The sequence below is a fragment of the Streptomyces beigongshangae genome (assembly GCF_019710745.1).
In the GTDB taxonomy this organism is placed as follows: domain Bacteria; phylum Actinomycetota; class Actinomycetes; order Streptomycetales; family Streptomycetaceae; genus Streptomyces; species Streptomyces beigongshangae.
This window is the reverse complement of the sequence record NZ_JAHKJW010000029.1, coordinates 55556-78063: the sequence shown is the minus strand read 5'-3', so window position 1 is coordinate 78063 and position 22508 is coordinate 55556. Positions and strand designations below refer to the sequence as shown.

Annotated in this window: 22 protein-coding genes; 13 read left to right on the top strand and 9 right to left on the bottom strand. The window is 71.6% G+C overall.

Annotated elements, in window-relative coordinates:
• The first annotated feature begins 101 nt into the window (after positions 1–101).
• From KM933_RS22770 to tyrS, 5 genes are all read left to right on the top strand, one after another.
• Positions 102–968 (top strand): helix-turn-helix domain-containing protein, encoded by an 867-nt coding sequence (locus tag KM933_RS22770; RefSeq protein ID WP_221355069.1) that lies wholly within the window; start codon positions 102–104, stop codon positions 966–968.
• On the top strand, positions 965–1186 hold the full coding sequence (locus tag KM933_RS22765) for a DUF397 domain-containing protein (protein ID WP_221355068.1): 222 nt from the start codon (positions 965–967) through the stop codon (positions 1184–1186). Before KM933_RS22770 ends, KM933_RS22765 begins: the two co-directional genes overlap by 4 nt.
• A gap of 190 nt (positions 1187–1376) precedes the next feature.
• On the top strand, positions 1377–2900 hold the full coding sequence (locus KM933_RS22760) for a TldD/PmbA family protein (protein ID WP_221355066.1): 1524 nt from the start codon (positions 1377–1379) through the stop codon (positions 2898–2900).
• Positions 2897–4291, top strand: coding sequence for a metallopeptidase TldD-related protein (locus KM933_RS22755; RefSeq protein WP_221355064.1), 1395 nt, complete (start codon positions 2897–2899; stop codon positions 4289–4291). Before KM933_RS22760 ends, KM933_RS22755 begins: the two co-directional genes overlap by 4 nt.
• Positions 4292–4368: 77 nt before the next feature.
• Entirely contained in the window at positions 4369–5640 is a 1272-nt protein-coding gene (gene tyrS, locus KM933_RS22750) for a tyrosine--tRNA ligase (RefSeq protein WP_221355062.1), read from the top strand.
• A 198-nt stretch (positions 5641–5838) separates the two neighbouring features.
• Here tyrS and KM933_RS22745 read toward each other — a convergent pair whose 3' ends face one another.
• Complete coding sequence (locus KM933_RS22745) at positions 5839–6114, bottom strand: GlsB/YeaQ/YmgE family stress response membrane protein (protein WP_221355060.1); 276 nt, start codon at positions 6112–6114, stop codon at positions 5839–5841.
• Between the two features lie 211 nt (positions 6115–6325).
• Between KM933_RS22745 and KM933_RS22740 the strand changes: the two genes are divergently transcribed.
• Positions 6326–6712, top strand: coding sequence for a DUF3099 domain-containing protein (locus KM933_RS22740; RefSeq protein ID WP_221355058.1), 387 nt, complete (start codon positions 6326–6328; stop codon positions 6710–6712).
• A gap of 280 nt (positions 6713–6992) precedes the next feature.
• On the top strand, positions 6993–7259 hold the full coding sequence (locus tag KM933_RS22735; RefSeq protein WP_430727355.1) for a hypothetical protein: 267 nt from the start codon (positions 6993–6995) through the stop codon (positions 7257–7259).
• 70 nt (positions 7260–7329) lie between these two features.
• On the opposite strand, the gene moaA is transcribed toward KM933_RS22735, so the two are convergent.
• The 3 genes from moaA to KM933_RS22720 all read right to left on the bottom strand — a co-directional run bounded on the left by moaA (position 7330) and on the right by KM933_RS22720 (position 10544).
• Complete coding sequence (gene moaA, locus KM933_RS22730) at positions 7330–8319, bottom strand: GTP 3',8-cyclase MoaA (protein ID WP_221355056.1); 990 nt, start codon at positions 8317–8319, stop codon at positions 7330–7332.
• Between the two features lie 213 nt (positions 8320–8532).
• Positions 8533–10191, bottom strand: a complete 1659-nt coding sequence (locus KM933_RS22725; RefSeq protein ID WP_221355054.1) for a solute symporter family protein — start codon at positions 10189–10191, stop codon at positions 8533–8535.
• Positions 10188–10544 (bottom strand): DUF485 domain-containing protein, encoded by a 357-nt coding sequence (locus KM933_RS22720; protein WP_221355052.1) that lies wholly within the window; start codon positions 10542–10544, stop codon positions 10188–10190. The genes KM933_RS22725 and KM933_RS22720 overlap by 4 nt, the downstream gene beginning before the upstream one ends.
• A 415-nt stretch (positions 10545–10959) precedes the next feature.
• Between KM933_RS22720 and KM933_RS22715 the strand changes: the two genes are divergently transcribed.
• From KM933_RS22715 to KM933_RS22705, 3 genes are all read left to right on the top strand, one after another.
• Complete coding sequence (locus KM933_RS22715; RefSeq protein WP_221355050.1) at positions 10960–12483, top strand: S8 family serine peptidase; 1524 nt, start codon at positions 10960–10962, stop codon at positions 12481–12483.
• A gap of 65 nt (positions 12484–12548) precedes the next feature.
• Positions 12549–14090, top strand: a complete 1542-nt coding sequence (locus KM933_RS22710) for a S8 family peptidase (RefSeq protein ID WP_221355048.1) — start codon at positions 12549–12551, stop codon at positions 14088–14090.
• Positions 14091–14309: 219 nt separating this feature from the next.
• Positions 14310–15317, top strand: a complete 1008-nt coding sequence (locus KM933_RS22705) for a CopD family protein (RefSeq protein ID WP_221355046.1) — start codon at positions 14310–14312, stop codon at positions 15315–15317.
• Between the two features lie 48 nt (positions 15318–15365).
• Here KM933_RS22705 and KM933_RS22700 read toward each other — a convergent pair whose 3' ends face one another.
• Genes KM933_RS22700 through KM933_RS22685 form a run of 4 tightly spaced genes read right to left on the bottom strand, consistent with a single transcriptional unit; the run spans position 15366 to position 19647 of the window.
• Positions 15366–16613, bottom strand: coding sequence for an amidohydrolase family protein (locus KM933_RS22700; RefSeq protein ID WP_221355044.1), 1248 nt, complete (start codon positions 16611–16613; stop codon positions 15366–15368).
• Complete coding sequence (locus tag KM933_RS22695; RefSeq protein ID WP_221355042.1) at positions 16610–17896, bottom strand: amidohydrolase family protein; 1287 nt, start codon at positions 17894–17896, stop codon at positions 16610–16612. Before KM933_RS22695 ends, KM933_RS22700 begins: the two co-directional genes overlap by 4 nt.
• Positions 17897–17905: 9 nt before the next feature.
• Entirely contained in the window at positions 17906–18790 is an 885-nt protein-coding gene (locus tag KM933_RS22690) for an SDR family NAD(P)-dependent oxidoreductase (RefSeq protein WP_221355041.1), read from the bottom strand.
• A complete protein-coding gene (locus tag KM933_RS22685) occupies positions 18790–19647 on the bottom strand; it encodes an acetoacetate decarboxylase family protein (RefSeq protein ID WP_221355039.1) in 858 nt (285 codons plus the stop codon). The genes KM933_RS22690 and KM933_RS22685 overlap by 1 nt, the downstream gene beginning before the upstream one ends.
• A gap of 255 nt (positions 19648–19902) precedes the next feature.
• Here KM933_RS22685 and KM933_RS22680 point away from each other — a divergent pair, with 255 nt between their 5' ends.
• The 3 genes from KM933_RS22680 to KM933_RS22670 all read left to right on the top strand — a co-directional run bounded on the left by KM933_RS22680 (position 19903) and on the right by KM933_RS22670 (position 22067).
• A complete protein-coding gene (locus tag KM933_RS22680; RefSeq protein WP_221355036.1) occupies positions 19903–20898 on the top strand; it encodes a DEDDh family exonuclease in 996 nt (331 codons plus the stop codon).
• Positions 20899–20992: 94 nt separating this feature from the next.
• A complete protein-coding gene (locus tag KM933_RS22675; RefSeq protein ID WP_221355034.1) occupies positions 20993–21226 on the top strand; it encodes a hypothetical protein in 234 nt (77 codons plus the stop codon).
• A gap of 49 nt (positions 21227–21275) precedes the next feature.
• Positions 21276–22067 (top strand): SURF1 family cytochrome oxidase biogenesis protein, encoded by a 792-nt coding sequence (locus KM933_RS22670; RefSeq protein ID WP_221355032.1) that lies wholly within the window; start codon positions 21276–21278, stop codon positions 22065–22067.
• A gap of 101 nt (positions 22068–22168) precedes the next feature.
• Here the strand turns inward: KM933_RS22670 and KM933_RS22665 are convergent, their stop codons facing one another.
• Positions 22169–22438 (bottom strand): GlsB/YeaQ/YmgE family stress response membrane protein, encoded by a 270-nt coding sequence (locus KM933_RS22665; protein ID WP_221355030.1) that lies wholly within the window; start codon positions 22436–22438, stop codon positions 22169–22171.
• Positions 22439–22508: the final 70 nt, after the last annotated feature.

Below are 22508 nucleotides of genomic sequence, written 5' to 3'. Positions count from 1 at the left end.
GTGGCCACTTCTCCCTGGGGTAGCAAGTTTTCGACCCAATGGAGTGAACGGTCGTCAGGAAGTGTGCTCAGCACTTGGATTCGCCGTGCGAAACTGCCGACATGCCCAACTCTCCACTGGTTCCGACCGTCCGCCGCAGGCGTCTGGGAGCAGCTCTGCGGCGCCTGCGCAACGACGCCGGGATGACGCTCGACGATGCGGCGGCCACCATGAAGTGGAAGGGACCGAAGCTGTCGAAGATCGAGAGTGCCAACCAGGCCATTCGGCCCGGCGACGTGTCAGCCCTACTGAAGGCGTACGGCATAGACGATCCGGAGCTGCGCACCGCGCTGGAGAACCTGGCAAGGGATGCCGGCAAGAAAGGCTGGTGGCAGACCTACAGCGGGATCGTCTCGCCGTCCTATGCGGACTACATCTCCTTGGAGTCCGACGCGGAGTCGATCTGTACCTGGTCCCCGCTGGTCATCCCGGGGCTCCTCCAGACCGCCGCGTATGCGCGCGAGACAATCGCCGGTGTGACTACGTTCCGGACTCCGGAGGAAGTCGCCGCGCTGGCGGAGGTCCGGTTCGCCCGCCAGTCAGTACTCACCCGGCCTGGTGCGCCCCTCGAACTCTGGGCGATCATTCACGAAGCCGCGCTCCTTCAGCGCTTCGCTGTCCGCCCGGCAACCATGCGGGACCAGTTGCGACGCCTGTTGGACACAGCCGACATGCCGAACGTCACCATTCAGCTGATGCCGCTGGACTGCACGACGCACCCCGGCATGCTGGGTGGCTTCAGCCTTGCCAGCTTCCCTCGGCCTGTGCCTGTGGTCGTGCTTTTGGAGAACCTCAGCGGCGCGGCTTACGTTGAGGGCGACGACGCGGCGCCCTTCGCCAAAGCCTTCGAACGCATCCGCGCCACGGCCCTCTCGGTGGAGGACTCGCTCGCACGGATCACCCACATGGAAGAAGGGCACAGGAAGTGAACGACTCGAAGGCGGAGCTGTACGCGTACAACCTCTCCACCGCGATATGGCGGAAGTCCTCCGCCAGCGGAGCGGAGCACGACTGCGTCGAGGTGACCGACCTCCCCGGCGGCGCGAAAGCCGTGCGCGACTCGAAGCGGCCCGAGGCCGAACCCCTGCGGTACACCGCCTCCGAGTGGGCCGCGTTCCGCGAGGGTGTGATCTCCGGGGAGCTCTGAACCCGACGCAAACGCTGATGGCCGCCTCCGGGAAGTACGGGAGACGGCCATCGCTGTGTCTCGGTCCGGGCCCAGACCGCGGCCTCGTACGGCACTCCGCCTGGCGTGAGTCCGCTGGATGTCACGGTGGCGGCACTGCATGATTCACTGCAGGACATCTCAACAATGTGTGACAAGGGGAGGCCGCATCATGGCCCACGAGGTCGATCAGTCATTCCTGGCACTGCCCCTGCGGGCCCTGGCCGACGCGGCGCTCGCCCGGGCCCGGGCGCTGGGCGCCGCGCACGCGGACTTCCGGTTCGAGCGGGTGCGCAGCGCGTCCTGGCGGCTGCGGGACGCGCGGCCGGCGGGGTCGTCCGACACGACCGACCTCGGGTACGCGGTGCGGGTGGTGCACGGCGGGACCTGGGGGTTCGCCTCCGGCGTCGACCTGACGATGGACGCCGCGGCGAAGGTGGCGTCGCAGGCCGTGGCGATGGCCAAGCTGTCGGCGCAGGTGATCAGGGCGGCCGGTTCCGACGAGCGGGTGGAGCTGGCGGACGAGCCCGTGCACACGGAGAAGACCTGGGTCTCCTCGTACGAGATCGATCCGTTCTCCGTGCCGGACGAGGAGAAGGCCGGGCTGCTGGCGGACTGGAGCGCGCGGCTGCTCGCCGCGGACGGTGTCAGCCATGCGGACGCCTCGCTGATGACGGTCCACGAGAACAAGTTCTACGCGGACACGGCGGGCACGGTGACCACGCAGCAGCGGGTCCGGCTGCACCCCCAGCTGACCGCCGTGGCCGTCGACGGGTCGAGCGGCGAGTTCGACTCGATGCGCACGATCGCGCCGCCCGTCGGGCGCGGCTGGGAGTACCTCACGGGCACCGGCTGGGACTGGGAGGCGGAGCTCGCGCGGCTCCCGGAACTGCTCGCCGAGAAGATGCGTGCGCCGAGCGTCACGGCGGGGGTGTACGACCTGGTCGTCGACCCGTCCAACCTGTGGCTGACCATCCACGAGTCCATCGGCCACGCCACCGAGCTGGACCGGGCGCTGGGGTACGAGGCCGCGTACGCCGGGACGTCGTTCGCCACCTTCGACCAGCTGGGCAAGTTGCGGTACGGCTCCGAGCTGATGAACGTCACCGGTGACCGGACCGCCGAGCACGGGCTCGCGACCGTCGGGTACGACGACGAGGGCGTCGCCGGGCAGTCCTGGGACCTGGTGAAGAACGGCACGCTCGTCGGCTACCAGCTGGACCGCAGGATCGCGAGGCTGACCGGCTTCGAGCGCTCCAACGGCTGCGCGTACGCCGACTCCCCCGGCCATGTGCCCGTCCAGCGCATGGCGAACGTGTCGCTGCGGCCGGACCCCGCCGGGATGTCCACCGAGGACCTCATCGGGAGCGTCGACCGCGGGATCTACGTCGTCGGCGACCGGTCCTGGTCGATCGACATGCAGCGCTACAACTTCCAGTTCACCGGCCAGCGGTTCTTCAGGATCGAGAACGGGCGGATCACGGGCCAGCTGCGGGACGTCGCCTACCAGGCGACGACCACCGACTTCTGGGGCTCGATGGCGGCCGTCGGCGGCCCGCAGACGTACGTCCTGGGCGGTGCCTTCAACTGCGGCAAGGCCCAGCCGGGCCAGGTCGCGGCGGTCTCGCACGGCTGCCCGTCGGCCCTCTTCAAGGGCGTCAACATCCTCAACACCACCCAGGAGGCCGGTCGATGAGCGCCCGTACGAACAAGCCGCACGAGATCGTCGAGCGCGCCCTCGCGCTGTCCCGGGCGGACGGCTGCGTCGTCATCGCCGACGAGCGGTCGACCGCCAATCTGCGCTGGGCGGGCAACGCGCTGACCACGAACGGCGTCACCCGCGGGCGCACGCTGACCGTCGTCGCGACGGTCGACGGCCGCGAGGGCACCGCCTCCGGCGTCGTCTCGCGTTCGGCGGTGACCGCGGACGAGCTGGAGCCGCTGGTGCGGGCCGCCGAGGCCGCGGCCCGCGGCGCCGGTCCGGCCGAGGACGCGCAGCCGCTCGTCGAGGGCGTGCCCGCCTCCCCCGACTTCACGGACGCGCCGGCCGAGACCTCGCCGGCCGTCTTCACGGACTTCGCCCCGGCGCTCGGCGAATCGTTCGCACGCGCGCGCGGGGGCGGCCGGGAGCTGTACGGCTTCGCCAACCACGAGCTCGTCTCCAGCTACCTGGGTACGTCCACCGGGCTGCGGCTGCGCCACGACCAGCCCAACGGGACGCTGGAGCTGAACGCCAAGTCGCCGGACCGTACGCGCTCGGCCTGGGCCGGCCGGTCCACGCGGGACTTCAAGGACGTGGACCCGGCGGCGCTCGACGCCGAGCTGGCCGTCCGGCTGGGCTGGGCCGAGCGGCGCCTGGACCTGCCCGCCGGGCGGTACGAGACGCTGCTGCCGCCGACCGCCGTCGCGGACCTGCTGATCTACCAGATGTGGTCGGCGGCGGCCCGGGACGCGGCCGAGGGCCGGACGGTGTTCAGCAGGCCCGGCGGCGGGACCCGCGTCGGCGACCGGCTCACCGACCTGCCGCTGACCCTGCGCAGCGACCCGCACGAGGCCGGGCTGGAGAGCGCCCCCTTCGTGCTCGCGCACTCCTCCGGGGACGACGCCTCCGTCTTCGACAACGGGCTGCCGATCGAAGCCACGGAGTGGATCCGGGAGGGCGAGCTGAGGCGGCTGACGAGCACCCGGCACAGCGCGGCCCTGACCGGACTGCCGGTGGCCCCCGGCATCGGCAACCTCGTCCTGGACGGCGGCGAGGACAGGTCCCTGGAGGAGATGGTCGCCGCCACCGGGCGCGGGCTGCTGCTGACCTGCCTCTGGTACATCCGCGAGGTCGACCCGGCGACGCTGCTGCTGACCGGGCTGACCCGGGACGGCGTCTACCTCGTGGAGAACGGCGAGGTCACCGGTGAGGTCAACAACTTCCGGTTCAACGAGTCGCCGGTGGACCTGCTCGGGCGGGCGACCGAGGCCGGGCGGACGGAGAAGACGCTGCCGCGCGAGTGGAGCGACTGGTTCACCAGGGCCGCGATGCCCGCGCTGCGGGTGCCGGATTTCAACATGAGCTCGGTCAGCCAGGGCGTATAGGCTCGATAGCCTCGTGGTCGGCCGTTCCTTGCGGCCGACCGCGCACAGTGAAGATCATCCGAGGAGACACGAGAACCGTGACGGACATCGTCGACGAGCTGAAGTGGCGCGGGCTGTTCGCCCTGTCCACCGACGAGAACGCATTGCGCCAGGCGCTCGCGGACGGTCCCGTCACGTTCTATTGCGGCTTCGACCCCACCGCGGCCTCGCTGCACGTCGGGCACCTGGTGCAGGTCCTCACCATGCGCCGCCTCCAGCAGGCGGGCCTGCGCCCGCTCGCCCTGGTGGGCGGGGCGACCGGCCAGATCGGCGACCCGCGCCCGACGGCGGAGCGCACCCTGAACGACCCGGAGACGGTCGCCGACTGGGTCGGCCGGCTGCGCGAGCAGATCAGGCCGTTCCTGTCCTTCGAGGGCGAGAACGCCGCGGTGATGGTGAACAACCTGGACTGGACGGCCGGGCTGTCGGCCATCGAGTTCCTGCGGGACATCGGCAAGCACTTCCGCGTCAACAAGATGCTCACCAAGGACTCGGTCGCCCGGCGTCTGGAGTCCCAGGAGGGCATCAGCTACACGGAGTTCAGCTACCAGCTGCTCCAGGGCATGGACTTCCTGGAGCTGTACCGCAGGCACGGCTGCACGCTCCAGCAGGGTGGCAGCGACCAGTGGGGCAACCTCACGGCGGGCCTGGACCTGATCCACCGGCTGGAGCCGGACGCCCGCGTGCACTGCATCGCCACGCCCCTGATGGTCAAGGCGGACGGCACCAAGTTCGGCAAGAGCGAGGGCGGGGCCGTCTGGCTCGACCCCGCGCTGACGACGCCGTACGCGTTCTACCAGTTCTGGCTGAACGTGGACGACCGGGACGTCTCGACATACATGCGGATCCTGTCCTTCCGGTCCCGGGAGGAGCTGGAGGAGCTGGAGCGGCAGACGCAGGAGCGGCCGCAGGCCCGGGCCGCGCAGCGGGCACTGGCCGAGGAGCTGACGGCGCTGGTGCACGGGGACCACCAGGCGGAGGCCGTGATCGCCGCCTCGCGGGCGCTCTTCGGGCAGGGCGAGCTGGGCGACCTCGACGAGGCCACGCTCGACGCGGCGCTGTCCGAGGTGCCGCGGGTGCGGATCGCCGGGCCGGGGTCGGTGTCGGTGGTGGACCTGTTCGCCGAGGTCGGGCTGGCGGCCAGCAAGTCCGCCGCGCGGCGGACGGTGAAGGAGGGCGGGGCGTACGTGAACAACGTGAAGGTCGCCTCGGAGGATGCCGTTCCCGGTGCGGAGGATCTGCTGCACGGGCGGTGGCTGGTGCTTCGGCGGGGCAAGAAGAGCCTTGCCGCCGTGGAGGTCGCGCCCTAGCGCTTCCCCTCCGGGGAGCGGGTTCCGGGGGCGGGAGTTCGTCGGGTGCGGGTGCGGGTGCGTTGCGGCTGGTCGTGCAGTTCCCCGCGCCCCTTGAAGGCAGAAGATCGCGCCGTTCCCCGCGCCCCTGGAGATCCCCCTTGAGCAGGCGTGCGGGAAGGGTGCGGGTCCGTTGCGGGGCCGCACCCTCCCGTTCGTTCAGGCTCGGCGTTTGCTGCCCTTCATCGCCGTGTAGAGCATGTCGCCCAGGAAGACGACGGCCACCGCGGCGACGAGCTGGAGGATGTGCCGGCCCCAGTCGATGCCGCGGGTCTCGTCGATGCCGAGGCCGCGGGCGATCGCGTTGCCCACGATCGCGCCGATGATTCCGAAGATCGTGGTGAGCCAGAGCGGACTGTGCTGCTTGCCCGGAATGATCGCCTTGGCGAGCAAACCCAGCACGAGTCCCACGATGATCGCCCACAACCAGCCCATGGCTGCCTCCTCTACGGCTCTGTCCGAGCATTACGCCCAGTGTCGGTCCGCATCCCGTACGGCGCATGTCGGGCACGGCCGTACGCGGTACGGCGCAGCCGTCCCGCCCCGGGCCGGAGCCGACCCGGTCTCGTTCACGGCGCAGCCACGGCGTACCGTTGTTCCCGTACGGGCCGTGGAAGCGTCCGATGCGGGCAGGTGGTGGAACGTGATGCGGAAGCAGAACGACGTCGAGGTCTTCCGGATCACGGGGGCCAGACAAGGGCTGGCCGACGACGTGCGCGGCCGGCAGCGCCGCTACATCATCTCGATGTCCGTCCGCACGGTCTCCGTGGTCCTCGCGGCCACCCTGTGGAACGTCGAACGGCATGTCGCCGTCGTTGCCCTGGTGCTGGGCGTACTGCTGCCCTACATCTCGGTGGTGATCGCCAACGCGGGCCGCGAGAACGCGCCGTCGCTGCCGTCCTCCTTCATGACCGCGCCCGTCCGTCCGATGCTCGCGGGACCGCACGCCGGGGGCGTCGCGGAACCCGTCCCGGAGGACCTGACGGCCGGCCCCGGGACACGTCCGCGGGACGAGCCGCACGGGCGGATCTGAGCACCGGAGAGCCCGCCGGAAGCGGAATCCGACCCCTCTGCCAAGCTCAGGAAAAGCTCAGATCAATCATGTTGTTCCGTTGCAGGGCGATGGGTCACCCGTGACATACTTGGCACGCGCTCCGCATCCCCCGTCGGAGCGACAGACCGACGCCGGGCAGCTCCCCCCGTGGCTGCTCGGCGTCGCCTTTTGAGACTTGTCAGAGGCTTATCAGAGACTTGTCGTCGGACCCGTTCCGGGCCTGTTCCGGGCCTGCCGGGACTCGGCTAGTGTCGGGGACGTGATCCTGAACGTCCCCGGTTCCGACCCGCCGGACCCCTCGGCCCCGTCCTCCCCCGTCTGCTCCGCCAAGGGCTGCCGGGCCGACGCGGTGTGGGTGCTCGCGTGGAACAACCCGAAGCTGCACACACCGGAGCGGCGCAAGACCTGGCTCGCGTGCGAGGAGCACCGCGACCACCTGTCGAAGTTCCTGGACGTCCGCGGGTTCCTGAAGGACGTGGTGCTCCTGGCGGAGTGGGAGGCCGCGGAGCGACCGCCCGCGGAATGAGCCTCCGGCTCCCCCTCACCTTTCCCTTCCCCCAGTCCCGGTCCCGGTCCCGGTCCGTGCGCCGGGCCGGTCAGCCCCCGATCGCCGACATCGGGCGGTCCGGCTGGACGAACGACGGGTCGTCCAGGCCCGCGCCGGCCTTCTTCCCCCACATCGCCAGCCGCCAGATCCGGGCGATCTCCTCGTCCGGCGCCTCCGAGCGGAGCGCCGCCCGCAGGTCGGTCTCCTCGGAGGCGAAGAGGCAGGTGCGGACCTGGCCGTCGGCGGTCAGGCGGGTGCGGTCGCAGGCCGAGCAGAACGGGCGGGTGACCGAGGCGATCACTCCGACCCGGTGCGGTCCGCCGTCCACGATCCAGCGCTCGGCGGGCGCCGAGCCCCGCTCCTCGGACCCCTCCTCCGTGAGCTCGAAGCGCGTGCGCAGCGAGGTGAGGATGTCGCCGGCGGTGACCATGCCCTCGCGCTTCCAGCCGTGCTGTGCGTCGAGGGGCATCTGCTCGATGAACCGCAGTTCGTAGTCGTGCTCCACGGCCCAGGCGAGGAGGTCCGGCGCCTCGTCCTCGTTCAGGCCCGGCATCAGGACGGAATTGACCTTGACCGGCGTCAGCCCCGCCGCGCGGGCCGCCTCCAGGCCCTCGACGACGTCCTTGTGGCGGTCGCGGCGGGTCAGCGTTTTGAAGACGTCCGGGCGCAGGGTGTCCAGCGAGACGTTGACCCGGTCCAGGCCCGCCGCCCTGAGGGCGGTCGCGGTCCGCCTGAGGCCGATGCCGTTGGTCGTCAGGGACATCTGGGGGCGGGGTCCGAGGGCGGCCACGCGCTCCACGATGCCCACGAGGCCGGGGCGCAGCAGGGGCTCGCCGCCGGTGAAGCGGACCTCGGTGACGCCCAGCCGGGTCACCGCGATGTCGATGAGCCGGACGATCTCGTCGTCCGTGAGCAGGTCGGGCTTGGCCAGCCACTGCAGGCCCTCCTCGGGCATGCAGTACGTGCACCTGAGGTTGCACCGGTCCGTCAGCGAGACGCGCAGATCGGTGGCCACCCGGCCGTAGGTGTCGATGAGCACGTAGGGCCCCTCCCTCGATACGGACGATACAGACGACGCTGACGATGCAGACCGCGGCGCGGAGCCGGCAGCTTCGAACGATCGGTCGATCCGACATCAATGAGCCTACGTGACGGCACCGACAACACGGGGGCCCGATTCCACCGGACGCACCGCGGCCGCGCCGTAGGGACTACGGCGCGGCCGCGGTGCGTGACCGTCGATGCGTGAGGGTCAGTGCGCCCCGGTTCCGGTGAGGGAGCGGACCTCCAGTTCGGCGTACTTGCCGGCGTCCGCCTTCTCCTTGGACAGGAGGGTGCCGACGAAGCCCAGCAGGAAGCCGACCGGGATCGAGATGATGCCCGGGTTCTCCAGCGGGAACCAGTGGAAGTCGACGTCCGGGAACATCGAGGTGGCCTTGCCGGAGACGACCGGCGAGAAGAGCACCAGGCCGACCGCCGTGACGAGCCCTCCGTAGATCGACCACAGCGCGCCCTGGGTGGTGAACCGCTTCCAGAAGAGGCTGTAGAGGATCGTCGGCAGGTTGGCGGAGGCGGCGACCGCGAAGGCGAGGGCGACCAGCCCGGCGACGTTCAGGTCGCGGGCGAGGGCGCCGAGGCCGATGGAGACGACACCGATGCCGATGGTGGCGTAGCGGGCGGCGTTGATCTCCTCCTTCTCGGTGGCCTGGCCCTTCTTGATGACGTTCGCGTAGATGTCGTGGGCGAACGAGGAGGACGAGGCCAGGGTCAGACCGGCGACCACGGCGAGGATCGTCGCGAAGGCCACCGCGGAGATCGTGGCGAGCAGGATCGCGCCCCAGGCCGAGTCGACGCCGCCCAGGTGCAGGGCGAGGAGCGGCGCGGCCGTGTTGCCCGCGGGGTTGGACTCGACGATCTCCTGTTTCGAGATGAGGGCCGCCGCGCCGAAGCCGAGCGCGATGGTCATCAGGTAGAAGCCGCCGATGATGCCGATGGCCCAGTTGACGGACTTCCGCGCGGCCTTGGCGTTGGGCACCGTGTAGAAGCGGATCAGGATGTGCGGCAGACCGGCCGTGCCCAGCACCAGGGCGATGCCCAGCGAGATGAAGTCGATGCTGGAGGTGGTGGTGAGCCCGTACTTCAGGCCGGGCTCCAGGAAGGCCGAACCCTGGCCGCTGTTCTTGGCGGCCGAGCCGAGCAGGTCGGAGACGTTGAAGTCGAACTTGAGCAGCACCAGGAAGGTGATGAGCAGGGTGCCGCCGATGAGCAGCACGGCCTTGACCATCTGGACCCAGGTGGTGCCCTTCATGCCGCCGATGGTGACGTACACGATCATCAGGACGCCGACCAGGGCGACGATGCCGACCTTCCCCGCGTCGCTGGTGATGCCGAGCAGCAGCGAGACCAGGACGCCCGCGCCCGCCATCTGGGCCAGCAGGTAGAAGATCGAGACGACGATCGTGGAGGTGCCGGCGGCCGTGCGCACCGGGCGCTGGCGCATCCGGTAGGCGAGCACGTCGCCCATCGTGTACCGGCCGGAGTTGCGCAGCGGTTCGGCGACCAGGAGCAGCGCCACCAGCCAGGCGACGAGGAAGCCGATGGAGTACAGGAAGCCGTCGTACCCGAAGAGGGCGATGGCGCCCGCGATGCCGAGGAACGAGGCGGCGGACATGTAGTCGCCGGAGACCGCGAGCCCGTTCTGGAAGGCGCTGAACTGACGGCCGCCGGCGTAGAAGTCGGCGGCGTCCTTGGTCTGGCGGCCCGCCCACACGGTGATGACGAGCGTGGCGACGACGAACACCGCGAACAGGGAGATGATCAGCGGCCGGTGCTCGCTGGCCTCCCCCGCCGCGAGGTGCGTCTGCGCGAACTGCGTCTGCGCGAGCTGGACCTGGGTGATCGCGGGGCTCATGCGCCGCCCTCCATCCGGGACTTGATCGCCTCGGCCTTGGGGTCGAGCTCGGCGGAGGAGTGCCGCTCGTACCACCAGGCGATGAGGAACGTGGTGAGGAACTGGGCGAGGCCCAGGACGAAGGCGACGTTGAAGTTGCCGAACAGCTTGGTGCCCATGAAGTCGTCGGCGTAGATCGACAGCAGGACGTACAGCAGGTACCAGCTGATGAAGCCGACGGTCAGCGGAAAGGCGAAGGAGCGGTGGGCGCGGCGCAGTTCACCGAACTCGGCGCTCTCCTGCACCTCTACGAACTCCTGTGTGCTCGGGAGACGAGGTTCGGTTTTCGAGGGGGGCGATGCGTCGGTGGCCACGGAGTCTCCTCGCGTTGCGGGTGCCGGTGCGGCGTCGGACGTGGGTGTGTCGGGGTGGGACGGGGGTGTGTCGGGGTCGGGGGACGGACTGGGTACGGACATGGCTGGTTTCTGACCTCACGGTGACGTGGATCACGTGGTCCGGGAGGCGGTGTCAAGTGCCCCGGGCGCGATCCGACAGGAGCTCGACGGTGCTCGTGCTCCCTGCTCAACGTCACGGCGGCGCACGGGGAGCGGTTCAACTCCGGACACTTCTTTCGGAACTCACGCACGCTCTTCCACAAGACGTCCTCGTAAGTCATTGCTGGCCAGGGATGACGGGAGATAGTTTCGGCCCAGCACCACCCCGTCATGTACCTGCCCGGGCACCACCTGTGTTCGGGCCGGTCCCTTTTCCGGATGATGTGGAGACCCCATGGCTCATCTGCGCTCCAGCCGCCGTCTCGCCCTGGCCGTGCCCGTCGCGCTGTCCCTCACCGCCTCGCTCGCCTTCCTTCCGGGCGTCGCGTCGGCCGCCCCGCAGTCCGCGCCCGCCGTCACCGCGGCCGACGGACCGGAGCTCGCCTATGTGGTCAACACGAAGACCGACCGCCGCACGATCGCGTCGGTCGAGAAGGCGGTCGTCGAGGCCGGCGGCACCGTCGTCACCACGTACGACAGAATCGGCGTCGTCGTCGCCCACTCGGCCGATCCCGCCTTCGGGCCGCGGATGCGCGCCGTGCGCGGCGTCCAGTCCGCCGGTGCCACGCGCACGGCCCCGCTGACCGCGGCGGGCACCACGGACCAGGGGGCCGCCGACTACCTGTCGGCCGCCGAGGCCGCCCGGGTGAAGGCCGCGGCCGTCCCGGACAGCGAGCCCCTGGAAGCCGACCAGTGGGACCTGCGCGCGATCGGCGCCGACAAGGCCGCGAAGATCAACCCGGGCAGCAGGAAGGTCACGGTCGCCGTGATCGACACGGGCGTCGACGACACGCACCCGGACCTCGCCCCCAACTTCTCCGCGAAGCAGTCCGCGAACTGCGTGGGCGGCGTGGCCGACACCAGTGAGGGCGCCTGGCGTCCGTACACCGCCGACGACTACCACGGCACGCATGTCGCCGGTGAGATCGCCGCCGCCCGCAACGGGGTCGGGGTGGCCGGTGTCGCGCCCGGTGTGAAGGTCGCCGGCATCAAGGTCAGCGACCCGGACAACGGCCTCTTCTACCCGGAGAACGTGGTCTGCGCCTTCGTGTTCGCCGCCGACCACGGCGTGGAGATCACGAACAACAGCTACTACGTGGACCCGTGGCTCTACAACTGCATGGACGACCCCGACCAGCGGGCGATCGTCGACGCGGTGAACCGGGCCCAGCTCTACGCCCAGAAGAAGGGCACCCTGCACCTCGCGTCGGCCGGCAACTCCAACCACGACCTGGACTCGGACGCGATCGTCGACAGCAGCAGCCCCAACGACACGACGCCGGTCACCCGCACGATCGACCCGCACGAGTGCTTCGACGTGCCGACCCAGCTGCCGGGTGTCGTCACGGTGAGCGCGACCGGCGTGCAGAACCTCAAGTCGTACTACTCGACGTACGGCAAGGGTGTCGTCGACGTCGCCGCCCCGGGCGGTGACGGGCGCTACCAGATCCCGGACACCCCGTCGAAGAACGGCCGCATCCTCTCCACGATGCCGAACAACCAGTACGGCTTCCTGCAGGGCACGTCGATGGCGTCGCCGCACGCCGCCGGTGTCGCCGCGCTGCTGAAGTCCGAGCACCCGTGGGCGGGTCCGGCCCAGCTGCAGGCGCTGCTGAAGGCGCAGGCGGACAACCCGGGCTGCCCGGACTCCTACGACCAGGACGGCAACGGCACGCAGGACGCCACCTGCGAGGGCGGCAAGCGCGTGAACGGCTTCTACGGCTTCGGCATCGTCAACGCGCTGAAGGCGGTCAAGTAACCCCTGTCCGACCGCCCCTGCCGGGGCGTCCGCACGAATCCGCGAAAAAACGAACTGGAGACAGCATGACCGCGTCCACCACGCGCTCGCGCCGCGTCATAGCCATCCCGCTGGGGATGGCCCTGGCCACGGCTCTCGCCTTCCTGCCGAACGTCACCGCGTCCGCGGCTCCGGCGGCCGACGCGGCCGACGCGGCCGGGAAGATCTCGGCGGAGGCCACCCCGCTGAGCTACGTCGTCAACGTCCGCGCCGGGCACGGGGTGTCCTCCCAGGTGAAGAAGGCCATCACCCGGGCCGGCGGCACGATCGTGACGTCGTACGACCGGATCGGCGTGATCGTCGTCCACTCGTCGAACGCGGACTTCGCGAAGACCGTCCGCAAGGTGCGCGGGGTGGAGTCGGCGGGCTCGACGCGTACGGCGCCGCTGCCCGCGCAGTCCACGACCGACGTCGGCACCCCGAAGGCGCTCAGCGCACAGGACGTCGCCGCCGCCGGGGCGGCGGCCGCGGCCGGCCAGGACCCGCTGGAACCGCTCCAGTGGGACCTGCCCGCCATCAAGGCGGACAAGGCGCACCAGAAGACGCTCGGCAGCAGGAAGGTCACGGTCGCCGTGATCGACACCGGCGTCGACGACACCCACCCCGACATCGCGCCGAACTTCGACCGCGAGGCGTCGGTCAACTGCGTGACGGGCAAGCCGGACACCGGCGACGGGGCCTGGCGGCCGAGCGCCGAGGAGAGCCCGCACGGCACGCACGTGGCGGGCGAGATCGCCGCCGCGAAGAACGGCGTCGGTGTCACGGGGGTCGCGCCCGGCGTGAAGGTGTCCGGCATCAAGGTCTCCACGACGGCCGGCTTCTTCTACACGGAGGCCGTGGTGTGCGGCTTCATGTGGGCGGCCGAGCACGGCGTGGACGTCACGAACAACAGCTACTACACCGACCCGTGGTACTTCAACTGCAAGAACGACCCGGACCAGAAGGCGCTCGTCGAGGCCCTCACCCGGGCGACGCGGTACGCGGAGAAGAAGGGCACGGTCAACGTCGCGGCGGCGGGCAACGAGAACTACGACCTGGCCGCGGACGAGATCACCGACCCGTCCTCGCCCAACGACACGACTCCCGCGGAGCGCGTGATCGACCCGTCCGAGTGCCTCGACATCCCGACCCAGCTCCCGGGTGTCGTCACGGTCTCCTCGACCGGCGCGAAGGGCATCAAGTCATCCTTCTCCAACCACGGCCTGGGCGTCGTCGACATCGCGGCCCCCGGCGGCGACTCGACGAGCTACCAGACCCCGGCCCCGCCCGCCACCAGCGGCCTGATCCTCGGCCCGCTGCCGGGCGGCTCATGGGGGTACATGGCCGGTACGTCGATGGCGTCGCCGCACGTCGCGGGCGTCGCCGCGCTCATCAAGTCGACCCACCCGCGCGCCTCGGCGGCCCTGGTCAAGGCGCTGCTGTACGCGCAGGCCGACGCCACCCCGTGCACGGACCCGTACGACATCGACGGCGACGGCAAGATCGACGCGGTCTGCGAGGGCTCGAAGAACCGCAACGGCTTCTACGGCTGGGGCACGGCGGACGCGCTGGACGCGGTGACGAGGTAACCCAGCGCACTGAAAGCACGAAAACTACGGAAAGCACGGAAGGCACGGAAAGCACGGAAAGCACGAAGAGCGCACCGTGAGGGGCCGGGCGGCCGTGTGCCGCCCGGCCCCTCCGTCCTGCCGCCCGGCGCCCGGGAACGCGGATCCGGCGCGCTGGACCTGAGTCGCGGGGCGGCCGCAAGCGTATGGAAGGGTGCAACGACCGCGGAGGATCTCAAGGTGAGTTCGACAGGACCGGCTGCCGGAACGGACGGCGGGGCGGGCGCGGTCTCCGTACGGCGCTCCGTCACCGTCCTCGTCCTGGTGGCCCTGGCCGCGCTGATCCCCCTGCTCGGCCCGTCGCTGGCGCTGCGCGACACGGGGGAGGCCGCCGCGCCCGGGGCGGCCGGGATCGCACTGCTGCGGACGGTCCTGTTCACGGCGGTCGGCGTGTCGGCCGGTGAGGTCTTCGTCACCCGGCTGGCGCGCAGGGTGCCCGGCGCGCCGCACGGGGACGTGCCGCGCGCCTGGGCCCCGGCCGCGGCCGCCGCCGGTTTCGTCGCCGCGCTCGGTCTCGCCTCGGTGGTGGCCACCGGGAACCTGGTGCCGCGCAGTCCCTCCGACATGGACGTCGGCGGGCTCTACCAGTCCAGGGACGGCATGCTCGCGCTGCTGGAGGTCAACGCGTTCGCCGCACTGGGCCTGTGTGCGCTGTCGCGCCGTCCGGCCCGCCAGGTGTGGCCGCTGGCCGCCATAGCCGTCGCGGAGGCGCTGCGCGCCCATCCGACGACCGAGTACGGCCCGCTGACCGGTTCGGCCCTGACCCTCGTCCATCTCGTCTGCGCGGCCCTGTGGACGGGCGGACTGCTGTACGTGCTGCGCACGCTGCTGCGGTGGCGGCACAGCGCTCCCGGTGCGGGCGCCGCGCTGCTGGGCCTCTACGCGCGCGTGGCGGCCGTCCTGCTCGCCCTGATCACCGCGACGGGGGTGTGCAGCACGCTGCGCCGGATGCCGTCCGGCACGGTCCTGGAGCAGCTGACGACGACGGCGTACGGGCGGGTCCTGCTCGCGAAGGTGCTGCTCGTGGCCGCCGTCGCGCTCCTCGCACTGTGGGCCCGCCGCCGTCTGCACCGGGCACCGGACCCGCTCACCGCCTACGCCCCCGCGCGGGCCGAGGTCGTGGTGCTGGGCCTGGTGACGGGGGTCTCGGCCGTGCTCACGGCGGTGCCGGTGCCGATCCGCTGGTGAGCGCCCGCCGGCGGGCACCCGCGGGAACACGGTGGGCGTCCGGCCCGGTCACCACACCCGCACCGCTCCTCCCCGTGCGAACACCGGACTCGTCGCGTCCGCCGGGGGCTCCTCCAGCGGTTCGGCGATCTCCTCGACCGTCGGGCCGACCTCGGCCGCCACGGCGTCCAGGAGGTCCAGGTCGAAGCCGTACACCCGGGCCGCGTTGCCGCCGGCCATCGCCGCGACCTCCGCGGCCGGCAGACCCGCGTACGCCGCCCGCAGGCCCTCCCTGCTGTACGGGTACGTGCCCTCGTCGTGCGGGTAGTCGCTGCCCCACATGATCTTGTCCAGGCCGATGCGGTGCCGCAGCGGCACCTCGTGCGGGCGCATGAAGCTCGCGCCGACGAAGCAGTTGTCCCGCCACACCCGCGAGGGACCCTCGCCCATCGAGGCGGCGAGCCCCGCGCCGAACCTGGACTCGGCGGTGACCGCCTTCGAGGCCCCGGCCACCAGGCGGCCGTGGTAGTAGTCCAGCATGTCGAGCACCCCGGGGATCCAGCCCGAGCCCTGCTCGGTCAGCACCAGCCGCAGACCGGGGTGGCGGCGGAAGGCGCCGCCGAAGATCAGGTGCCAGAGCGCGCGGTGCGAGAACCAGGTCGTCTCGACCATGAAGACCGCCCGGGCCGCGGGCTCCTCGCCGAGCGGCGGCGAGGCCGAGCCCGCGTGGTGGTTCACCGGCACGCCCAGCTCCTCGCACACCGCCCAGATCGGGTCGTACGCCGACGAGTACAGCTCGGGCAGCCCCGAACCCGGCGGGGTGCCGGGCAGCAGCAGCCCTCCCTTGAGGCCCGCCGCGACGGCCCACCGGACCTCCCTCACCGCCTCCCCGACGTCGTTCAGGAGGATCTGGAAGACGCCCGCCCGGCGGCCGGGCGCGGCCGCGCAGAAGTCCGCCAGCCAGCGGTTGTGGGCGCGCAGGCCGGCCCAGCGCCGCTCGAACTCCCCGGCCGTCGGGGCCGGCGCCATCAGGGAGCCGGACGGGAAGAACGGCGGGACGGTGTTGGGGAAGACCACCTCCGCGACGATCCCGTCCCGCTCCAGCTCGGCGAGGCGCAGGCCGGAGTTCCAGTTCCGGTCGGCCGTGTCGGCCGTCAGGTCCTCGTACGGGTTGACGTACGCGGCCGCCCAGGCGTCGAACTCGTCGTGGAACCCCTTCGCCAGGTACGGCCGGTAGTCCAGGAGGTCGGCGCCCGCGTGGCAGTCGGCCGAGACGACGGTGTGGCGCTCCGGGGGCTCACGGCGGTCCGCGCTCACGGGGTCACCCCCAGTACCGGGAAGTCGTGGTCCGTCAGCCAGTGGCGGCCCACCTCGCGCGAGCGCGCCCAGGACGCCTCCACCGCCGGCTGGTCCGCGCACTGGCCGAGGTCCGCCGGGGTCGGGCCGATGCGCCGGGCGAGCGGGGCCAGCCTGCCGGTGTCGAAGCCGAAGACCTCCGCGGCGGCGAGGCCCAGCATGCGGCGGGTCTCCGCCACCGGGATGTCGTGGAAGGTCCGTGCCAGCCATCCGCGCGTGTCGGGCCAGGTGCCCTCGGGGTGCGGGAAGTCGCTGCCCCACAGGATGTTGTCGACGCCGATCTCGTAGCGCTGGGCCAGCTCGCGCCGTTTGGTGTTGGTCGCGCAGACGAAGACCTGGCGGTCGAGGTACTCGTGCGGCGGGCGCCGCAGCTCCGCGAAGGGGGACAGCTTCTTGCCGCCGTGCGCGCCGAGGTAGAGCCGGTCCATGAACCACAGCAGGTTCGGCAGCCACCAGCACCCCGACTCCGCCACGCCGAACCGCAGTCCGGGGTGCCGTTCGAAGACGCCCGACCAGAGCAGGAACCAGAGCGGCCGGGCGGGCCACCAGGTCACCTCGCTCACGTAGATGCCGAGGTGGTCCCCGTACTCGTGGCGCGGCGCGGCCCCGGAGTGGGTGAGCACCGGCATGCCGCACTCGGCCGCCGCGGCCCACACCGGGTCGTAACGGCGGTCGTGGTAGGGCTCCTTGTCGACCCACATGGAGGGGATCATCAGGGCGCCGAGGCCCGACTCCCTGGCCCGGCGCACCTCGGCGACGACCCGGTCGACGGGTGCCGTGACGGGCAGCAGGGCGACTCCGCAGTGCCGTTCGGGGTGTTCGCCGACGAACTCGGCGAGCCACCGGTTGTGGGCCCGCGCGCCCGCCATGCCCAGGTCGGGGTCGTGGTCGCCGGAGAGTCCGAGGCCCACCCCGAAGGGCGCGGCGGTGCGGCTGTCCACCGCGTCGGCGTCCGGGAAGACCACCTCGGCGGCCACGCCGTCGCCGTCCAGTTCCTTGAGGCGCTGCGCGGTGTCCCAGCCGCCGCGCAGGCCCTCCTCGTTGTCGTGGAACCACCGGTCGGCGAAGACCTCGTTGCGGATGCCGAGACGGGTCATCTCCTCGCGGCGGCGGCGCCCTCCCGCGAGGAACTCGTCGAAGTCCCGGTGGAAACGGGCCTCCAGATAGGGCCGGTACTCCTCGGTGGGCAGTCCGGCGTGACAGTCGGAGGAGATGATCAGATAGGGCTCCGTCGCAGTGGCCACAGGGGCTCCTCAGTCCAGGATGAAGTTCTCCAGGTACGCCGGATCGGCGCGGTCGAGCATCGACTGCGAGCGCGCGCGGATCTGCGCGTCGCCGTGCTCGCTCTCGGGCAGCAGCCAGAAGCGGTCCGCGCGGATGCCGTCCACGACGAGGGCGGCGACCTCCTCGACCGGCGTGAACCGCACCTCGCGCCCCGCCTCCCGCATCGCGGCCTCCCACTGCCCGAGGCTGCGGTACGGGGTCCTGCGGGGCCGCTGCTTGGCGTACCGCGCGGGCCGGTTGCGGTGCGACTCCCACAGTCCCGTACGGAGCATGTGCGGCCCGGGGAAGAGCACGGAGGCCCCCACGGGCGCGCGGTCCGCCCTCAGGTGCGCGTACAGGGACTCGGTCATCGTCACGACGGCCGCCTTGGTGACGGCGTACACGGACGCCGTGGGCAGGGGTGCGATGCCGCCGTCGGCGGACGAGGTGTTGACGACGTGGCCGGGTCCGCCGCCGGCCAGCATCCGCGGGACGAATGCCTGGATGCCGTGGAAGACGCCCCACACGTTGACCGCGAACGCCCACCTCCAGTCGTTCGGGTCGTGCTCCCACATCCGGCCCTCGGCGCCCGAACCGACTCCGGCGTTGTTGCACAGGACGTGCACGGCGCCGAACCTCCCGTACGTCTCCTCGGCGAGCGCGAGGACCTCCTCGCGCTCCCCGACGTCCACCACGCGCGCGTGCACCGCGGCCCCGTCCCCGCGCAGTCCGGCGGCGGCCTCCTCCAGGGCGGCCTCCTCCACGTCGGCGAGGACGACCCTCAGCCCCTCGGCCGCGAACCGCCGCGCCATGGCCAGCCCGACGCCGCTCGCCGCACCGGTGACGACGGCGACCTGTCCTTCCCGCAGGTCCATCAGGCACCTCCCTCGGCGGGCGCAGCGGACACCGGGGGCGCAGGGGACACCGGGGGCGCAGGGGGCGCGTCGAGGAGCTGGCGGGGGTCGTCGTACCGCTGGTGGACGTACGGCAGCAGCGCCCGCGCGTCCACCCGTGCGACGACGGTGCCCTTCTGGTCCGTCGTCCTCTCACCCAGGGTGATGCCGACGAGTGCGCGGACCGGGAGGTCCGCGACGGGGTCGTACACCGACTCCCGCAGGACGACCTCCCCGGTGATCCGCTCCAGCCTGCGCACCTTCTCGTCGCGCACGCAGTGCACGAGGACGGGACCGGCGTCGAAGCCCGAACCGTCCGCGCCCGAACCGTCCACCGCGGGCAGGAACTTGAAGTAGAAGTCGGTCCTCCGCGCCGGTCCGGGCAGCGGCAGCGGCCCGCTCACGGCGCCGCGCACCTCCACGAACGCGATGCCGTGCCGGGCGAGCACGGCGCGTACGGCGGGGCCGTCGCGCTCGACGGTCACCTCGCCGAGCTTCTTGGGCTCGCCGAAGACCTCGCGGCCGCCGACGAGGGCCCGCTCCCGGGTCATCGGCATGACCAGCGGGTACCAGCCCTCGATCCCGTCGTGCGCGGCGGCGACCGCGAACGACCCCGCGCCCAGCGGCTGTCCGGGCAGGTCCACCCTGCTGATGTTCGCCCGCACCAGCGGGCGTCCCGTGGGCTCCAGGGGAGGCGGCAGGACCGCCGCGACCGCGTCCGGGTCGCTCTCCCAGACGGCCACCACCCCGGTGGACCAGATGTCGGGCAACCGGGACGCGGCGGCGCGCGCGGCGGCGGTCTCCGCCCCGGTCCGCGCCCCGTACCGTACGCGTGCCATGCCGTACCGCCCTTCGCGTCGCGTGCATTCCAGGCGCGCAGCACGGTCGCACCGGGCGCGGCAATGGTCCATAGCCGTGCGGGCACGAACCGCACGGGTTCGGGCGGACGGTCCGTCCGTCCGGCGAAGGCGCTGGTGACCGGGGTGCGGGCGGGCGGGGGCGGCGCGGAATCCGGTTCCGGGGCGTCCCCGGGGCGTCCCCGGGTCCGGATCCGGGGAGAGAAATGTCAGTCGCGCCCCTTATCCTCGGTGACCATGCTCGAAGACCGTCAGACCGCACCGTCCGCCGTCCCGTGGCCGGCCTCGTACCCACCGGGGTACGCGGTCGTCGACGTGGAGACCACCGGACTGGCCCGCGACGACCGCATAGTGTCGGCCGCGGTCTACCGGCTGGACGCGCGCGGCGAGGTCGAGGACCACTGGTACACGCTGGTCAACCCGGAGCGGGACCCGGGTCCGGTGTGGATCCACGGCCTGACGAGCGACGTCCTCGAAGGGGCGCCCCTGTTCCGGGACGTCGCCGAGGAGTTCGCGTCCCGGCTGGAGGGGCGGGTACTCGTCGCGCACAACGCCGTCTTCGACTGGTCGATGATCGCGCGGGAGTACGCGCGCGTGGAGCGCGAGGCGCCGGTCCGCCAGCGGCTGTGCACCATCGCGCTGTCCAAGGAGCTGCGCCTGCCGCTGGCCAACCACAAGCTGGAGTCGCTGGCCGCGCACTTCGGCGTCGTGCAGCGGCGCGCGCACCACGCGCTGGACGACGCGCGCGTGCTCGCCGAGGCGTTCCGGCCCAGTCTGCGGGCCGCCGCGCGCGACGGCGTACGGCTGCCGCTCCTGGAGTGCCTGCCGCTGACGGAGTGGACGGACCGGGCGGTGCCGCGCACCGGACGGCCGGCCGGCGGCCACTCCCCCGGCGGCCATCCCTCGGGGAGCTGGCGCCCCTCCCGCAAGCGGCCCGCCTGCCCGTTCCCGAACCCCGGCAGGTACGAGCAGGGCAAGCAGCTCAAGCAGGGCATGCGGGTCGCGTTCTCCGGCGACACCTCGACCGAGCGCGACCTCCTGGAGGACCGTGCGGTCGAGGCGGGGCTGCACGTCGCGACGAGCCTGTCCCGGCTGACCAGCCTGCTCGTCACGAACGACCCGGACTCGGGTACGTCCAAGGTGGTCAAGGCGCGCCAGTTCGGCACGCCGGTCGTCGACGAGGCGGCGTTCGGACAGCTCCTGGGGAACGTGGAACCGGCGTCGGAGAAATGACCGTACGGGAAGTGACCGTACGGACGGGTGATTGCCGGGCGACTCGCCCGCGGCCCCCTCGCCCGGACCGCCGCGACGGCCCACCCTGTGGCGCATGGCGACATGTGAAGTGTGCGGCAACAGCTACGGAATGACCTTCGAGGTGCACGCGCAGGGCGCGGTGCACGTCTTCGACTGCTTCGCCTGCGCGATCCACCGCATGGCACCCCTCTGCGAGCACTGCCGGGTCCAGATCGTCGGGCAGGGCGTCGACGCCGGGGGGCACTGGTACTGCGGCGCGCACTGCGCCCGGGCGGAGGGAAAAGCGGGGATCGTCGACAGGGTCTGACCCGGTACCCGACCGAACGCACCCCGCGCCCCGGTTGTACGGTCGTGGGGTGTACCGCTTCCTGTTGTCCCGGCAGTGGGTGATCCTCACCCTCATCATGCTCGCGCTCATCCCGACGATGATCGAACTGGGCTTCTGGCAGCTCCACCGGCACGAGCACAAGGTCGCGCTGAACCGGGTGATCTCCGAGTCGCTGGCCGCGGAACCGGTCCCCGCCGAATCGCTCACCGCGCCGGGCCGGACGGTCGCGCGCGAGGAGCTGTACCGCCGGGTGACCGCGAAGGGCTCCTTCGACACCGCCGACGAGGTCGTGGTGCGCCGCCGCACCAGCTCCGACGACGAGGTCGGCTTCCATGTGCTGACGCCGTTCGTCCTGGACGACGGCCGGGTCCTGCTGGTCAACCGCGGCTGGATCCCGGCGGCCGGCGCGCAGACCGAGTTCCCGCGCATCCCCGCGCCGCCGGAGGGGGAGATCACCCTCACCGGCCGGCTGATGGCCGACGAGACGACCGCCGGCAGCGGCATCAAGGACGTGAGCGGCCTCCCCGACCGCATGGTCATGCTGATCAACAGCGAGCAGCAGGCGAAGGCGCTCGGCAGGCAGGTCCTCGGCGGCTATGTCGCGCTGACCTCGCCGGAGCCGAAGGGCGGCACGCCCGAGCTGATCGGCGAGCCCGACCACAGCGGTATCGGCCCCCACATGGCGTACGCGATCCAGTGGTGGCTCTTCGCCGCGGGCGTGCCCGTGGGGTGGGTGGTCCTGGTCCGCCGTGAGCACCGGGACCGCCGGGAGGCCGCCGCGGCCGAGCCCGCGCCGGAGGCGGAACCCGCCACGGTCTGAGGCCGGGCCGGCCCGGGACGAAGCGCGGCACGAAACGGCTCCGCCCTCCCGTTCGGGAGGGCGGAGCCGTTGTGCGTACGTCCGATCAGGCGTATGCCGGATCAGGCGTGGCGGCGCTTGCCGGTGATGACCCGGTACAGGGCGAGCAGGATGAGCGAGCCGACGATGGCCGCGACCCAGGTGGAGATCTCGAAGAAGCCGTCGATGGAGTCGACGCCGAAGATCACCTTGCCGAGCCAGCCACCGAGGAGACCGCCCGCGATACCGATGAGCATCGTGATGATGATGCCGCCCGGGTCCTTGCCCGGCATGATCGCCTTGGCGATGATCCCCGCGAGCAGACCGATGAGTATCCAGGCGATGATGCCCATGATGTGTGTCTCCTACCTGGTCGTATAAAGACTGTGTCAGAACCAACGTGTGCACCGGGTTCGCGTTCTT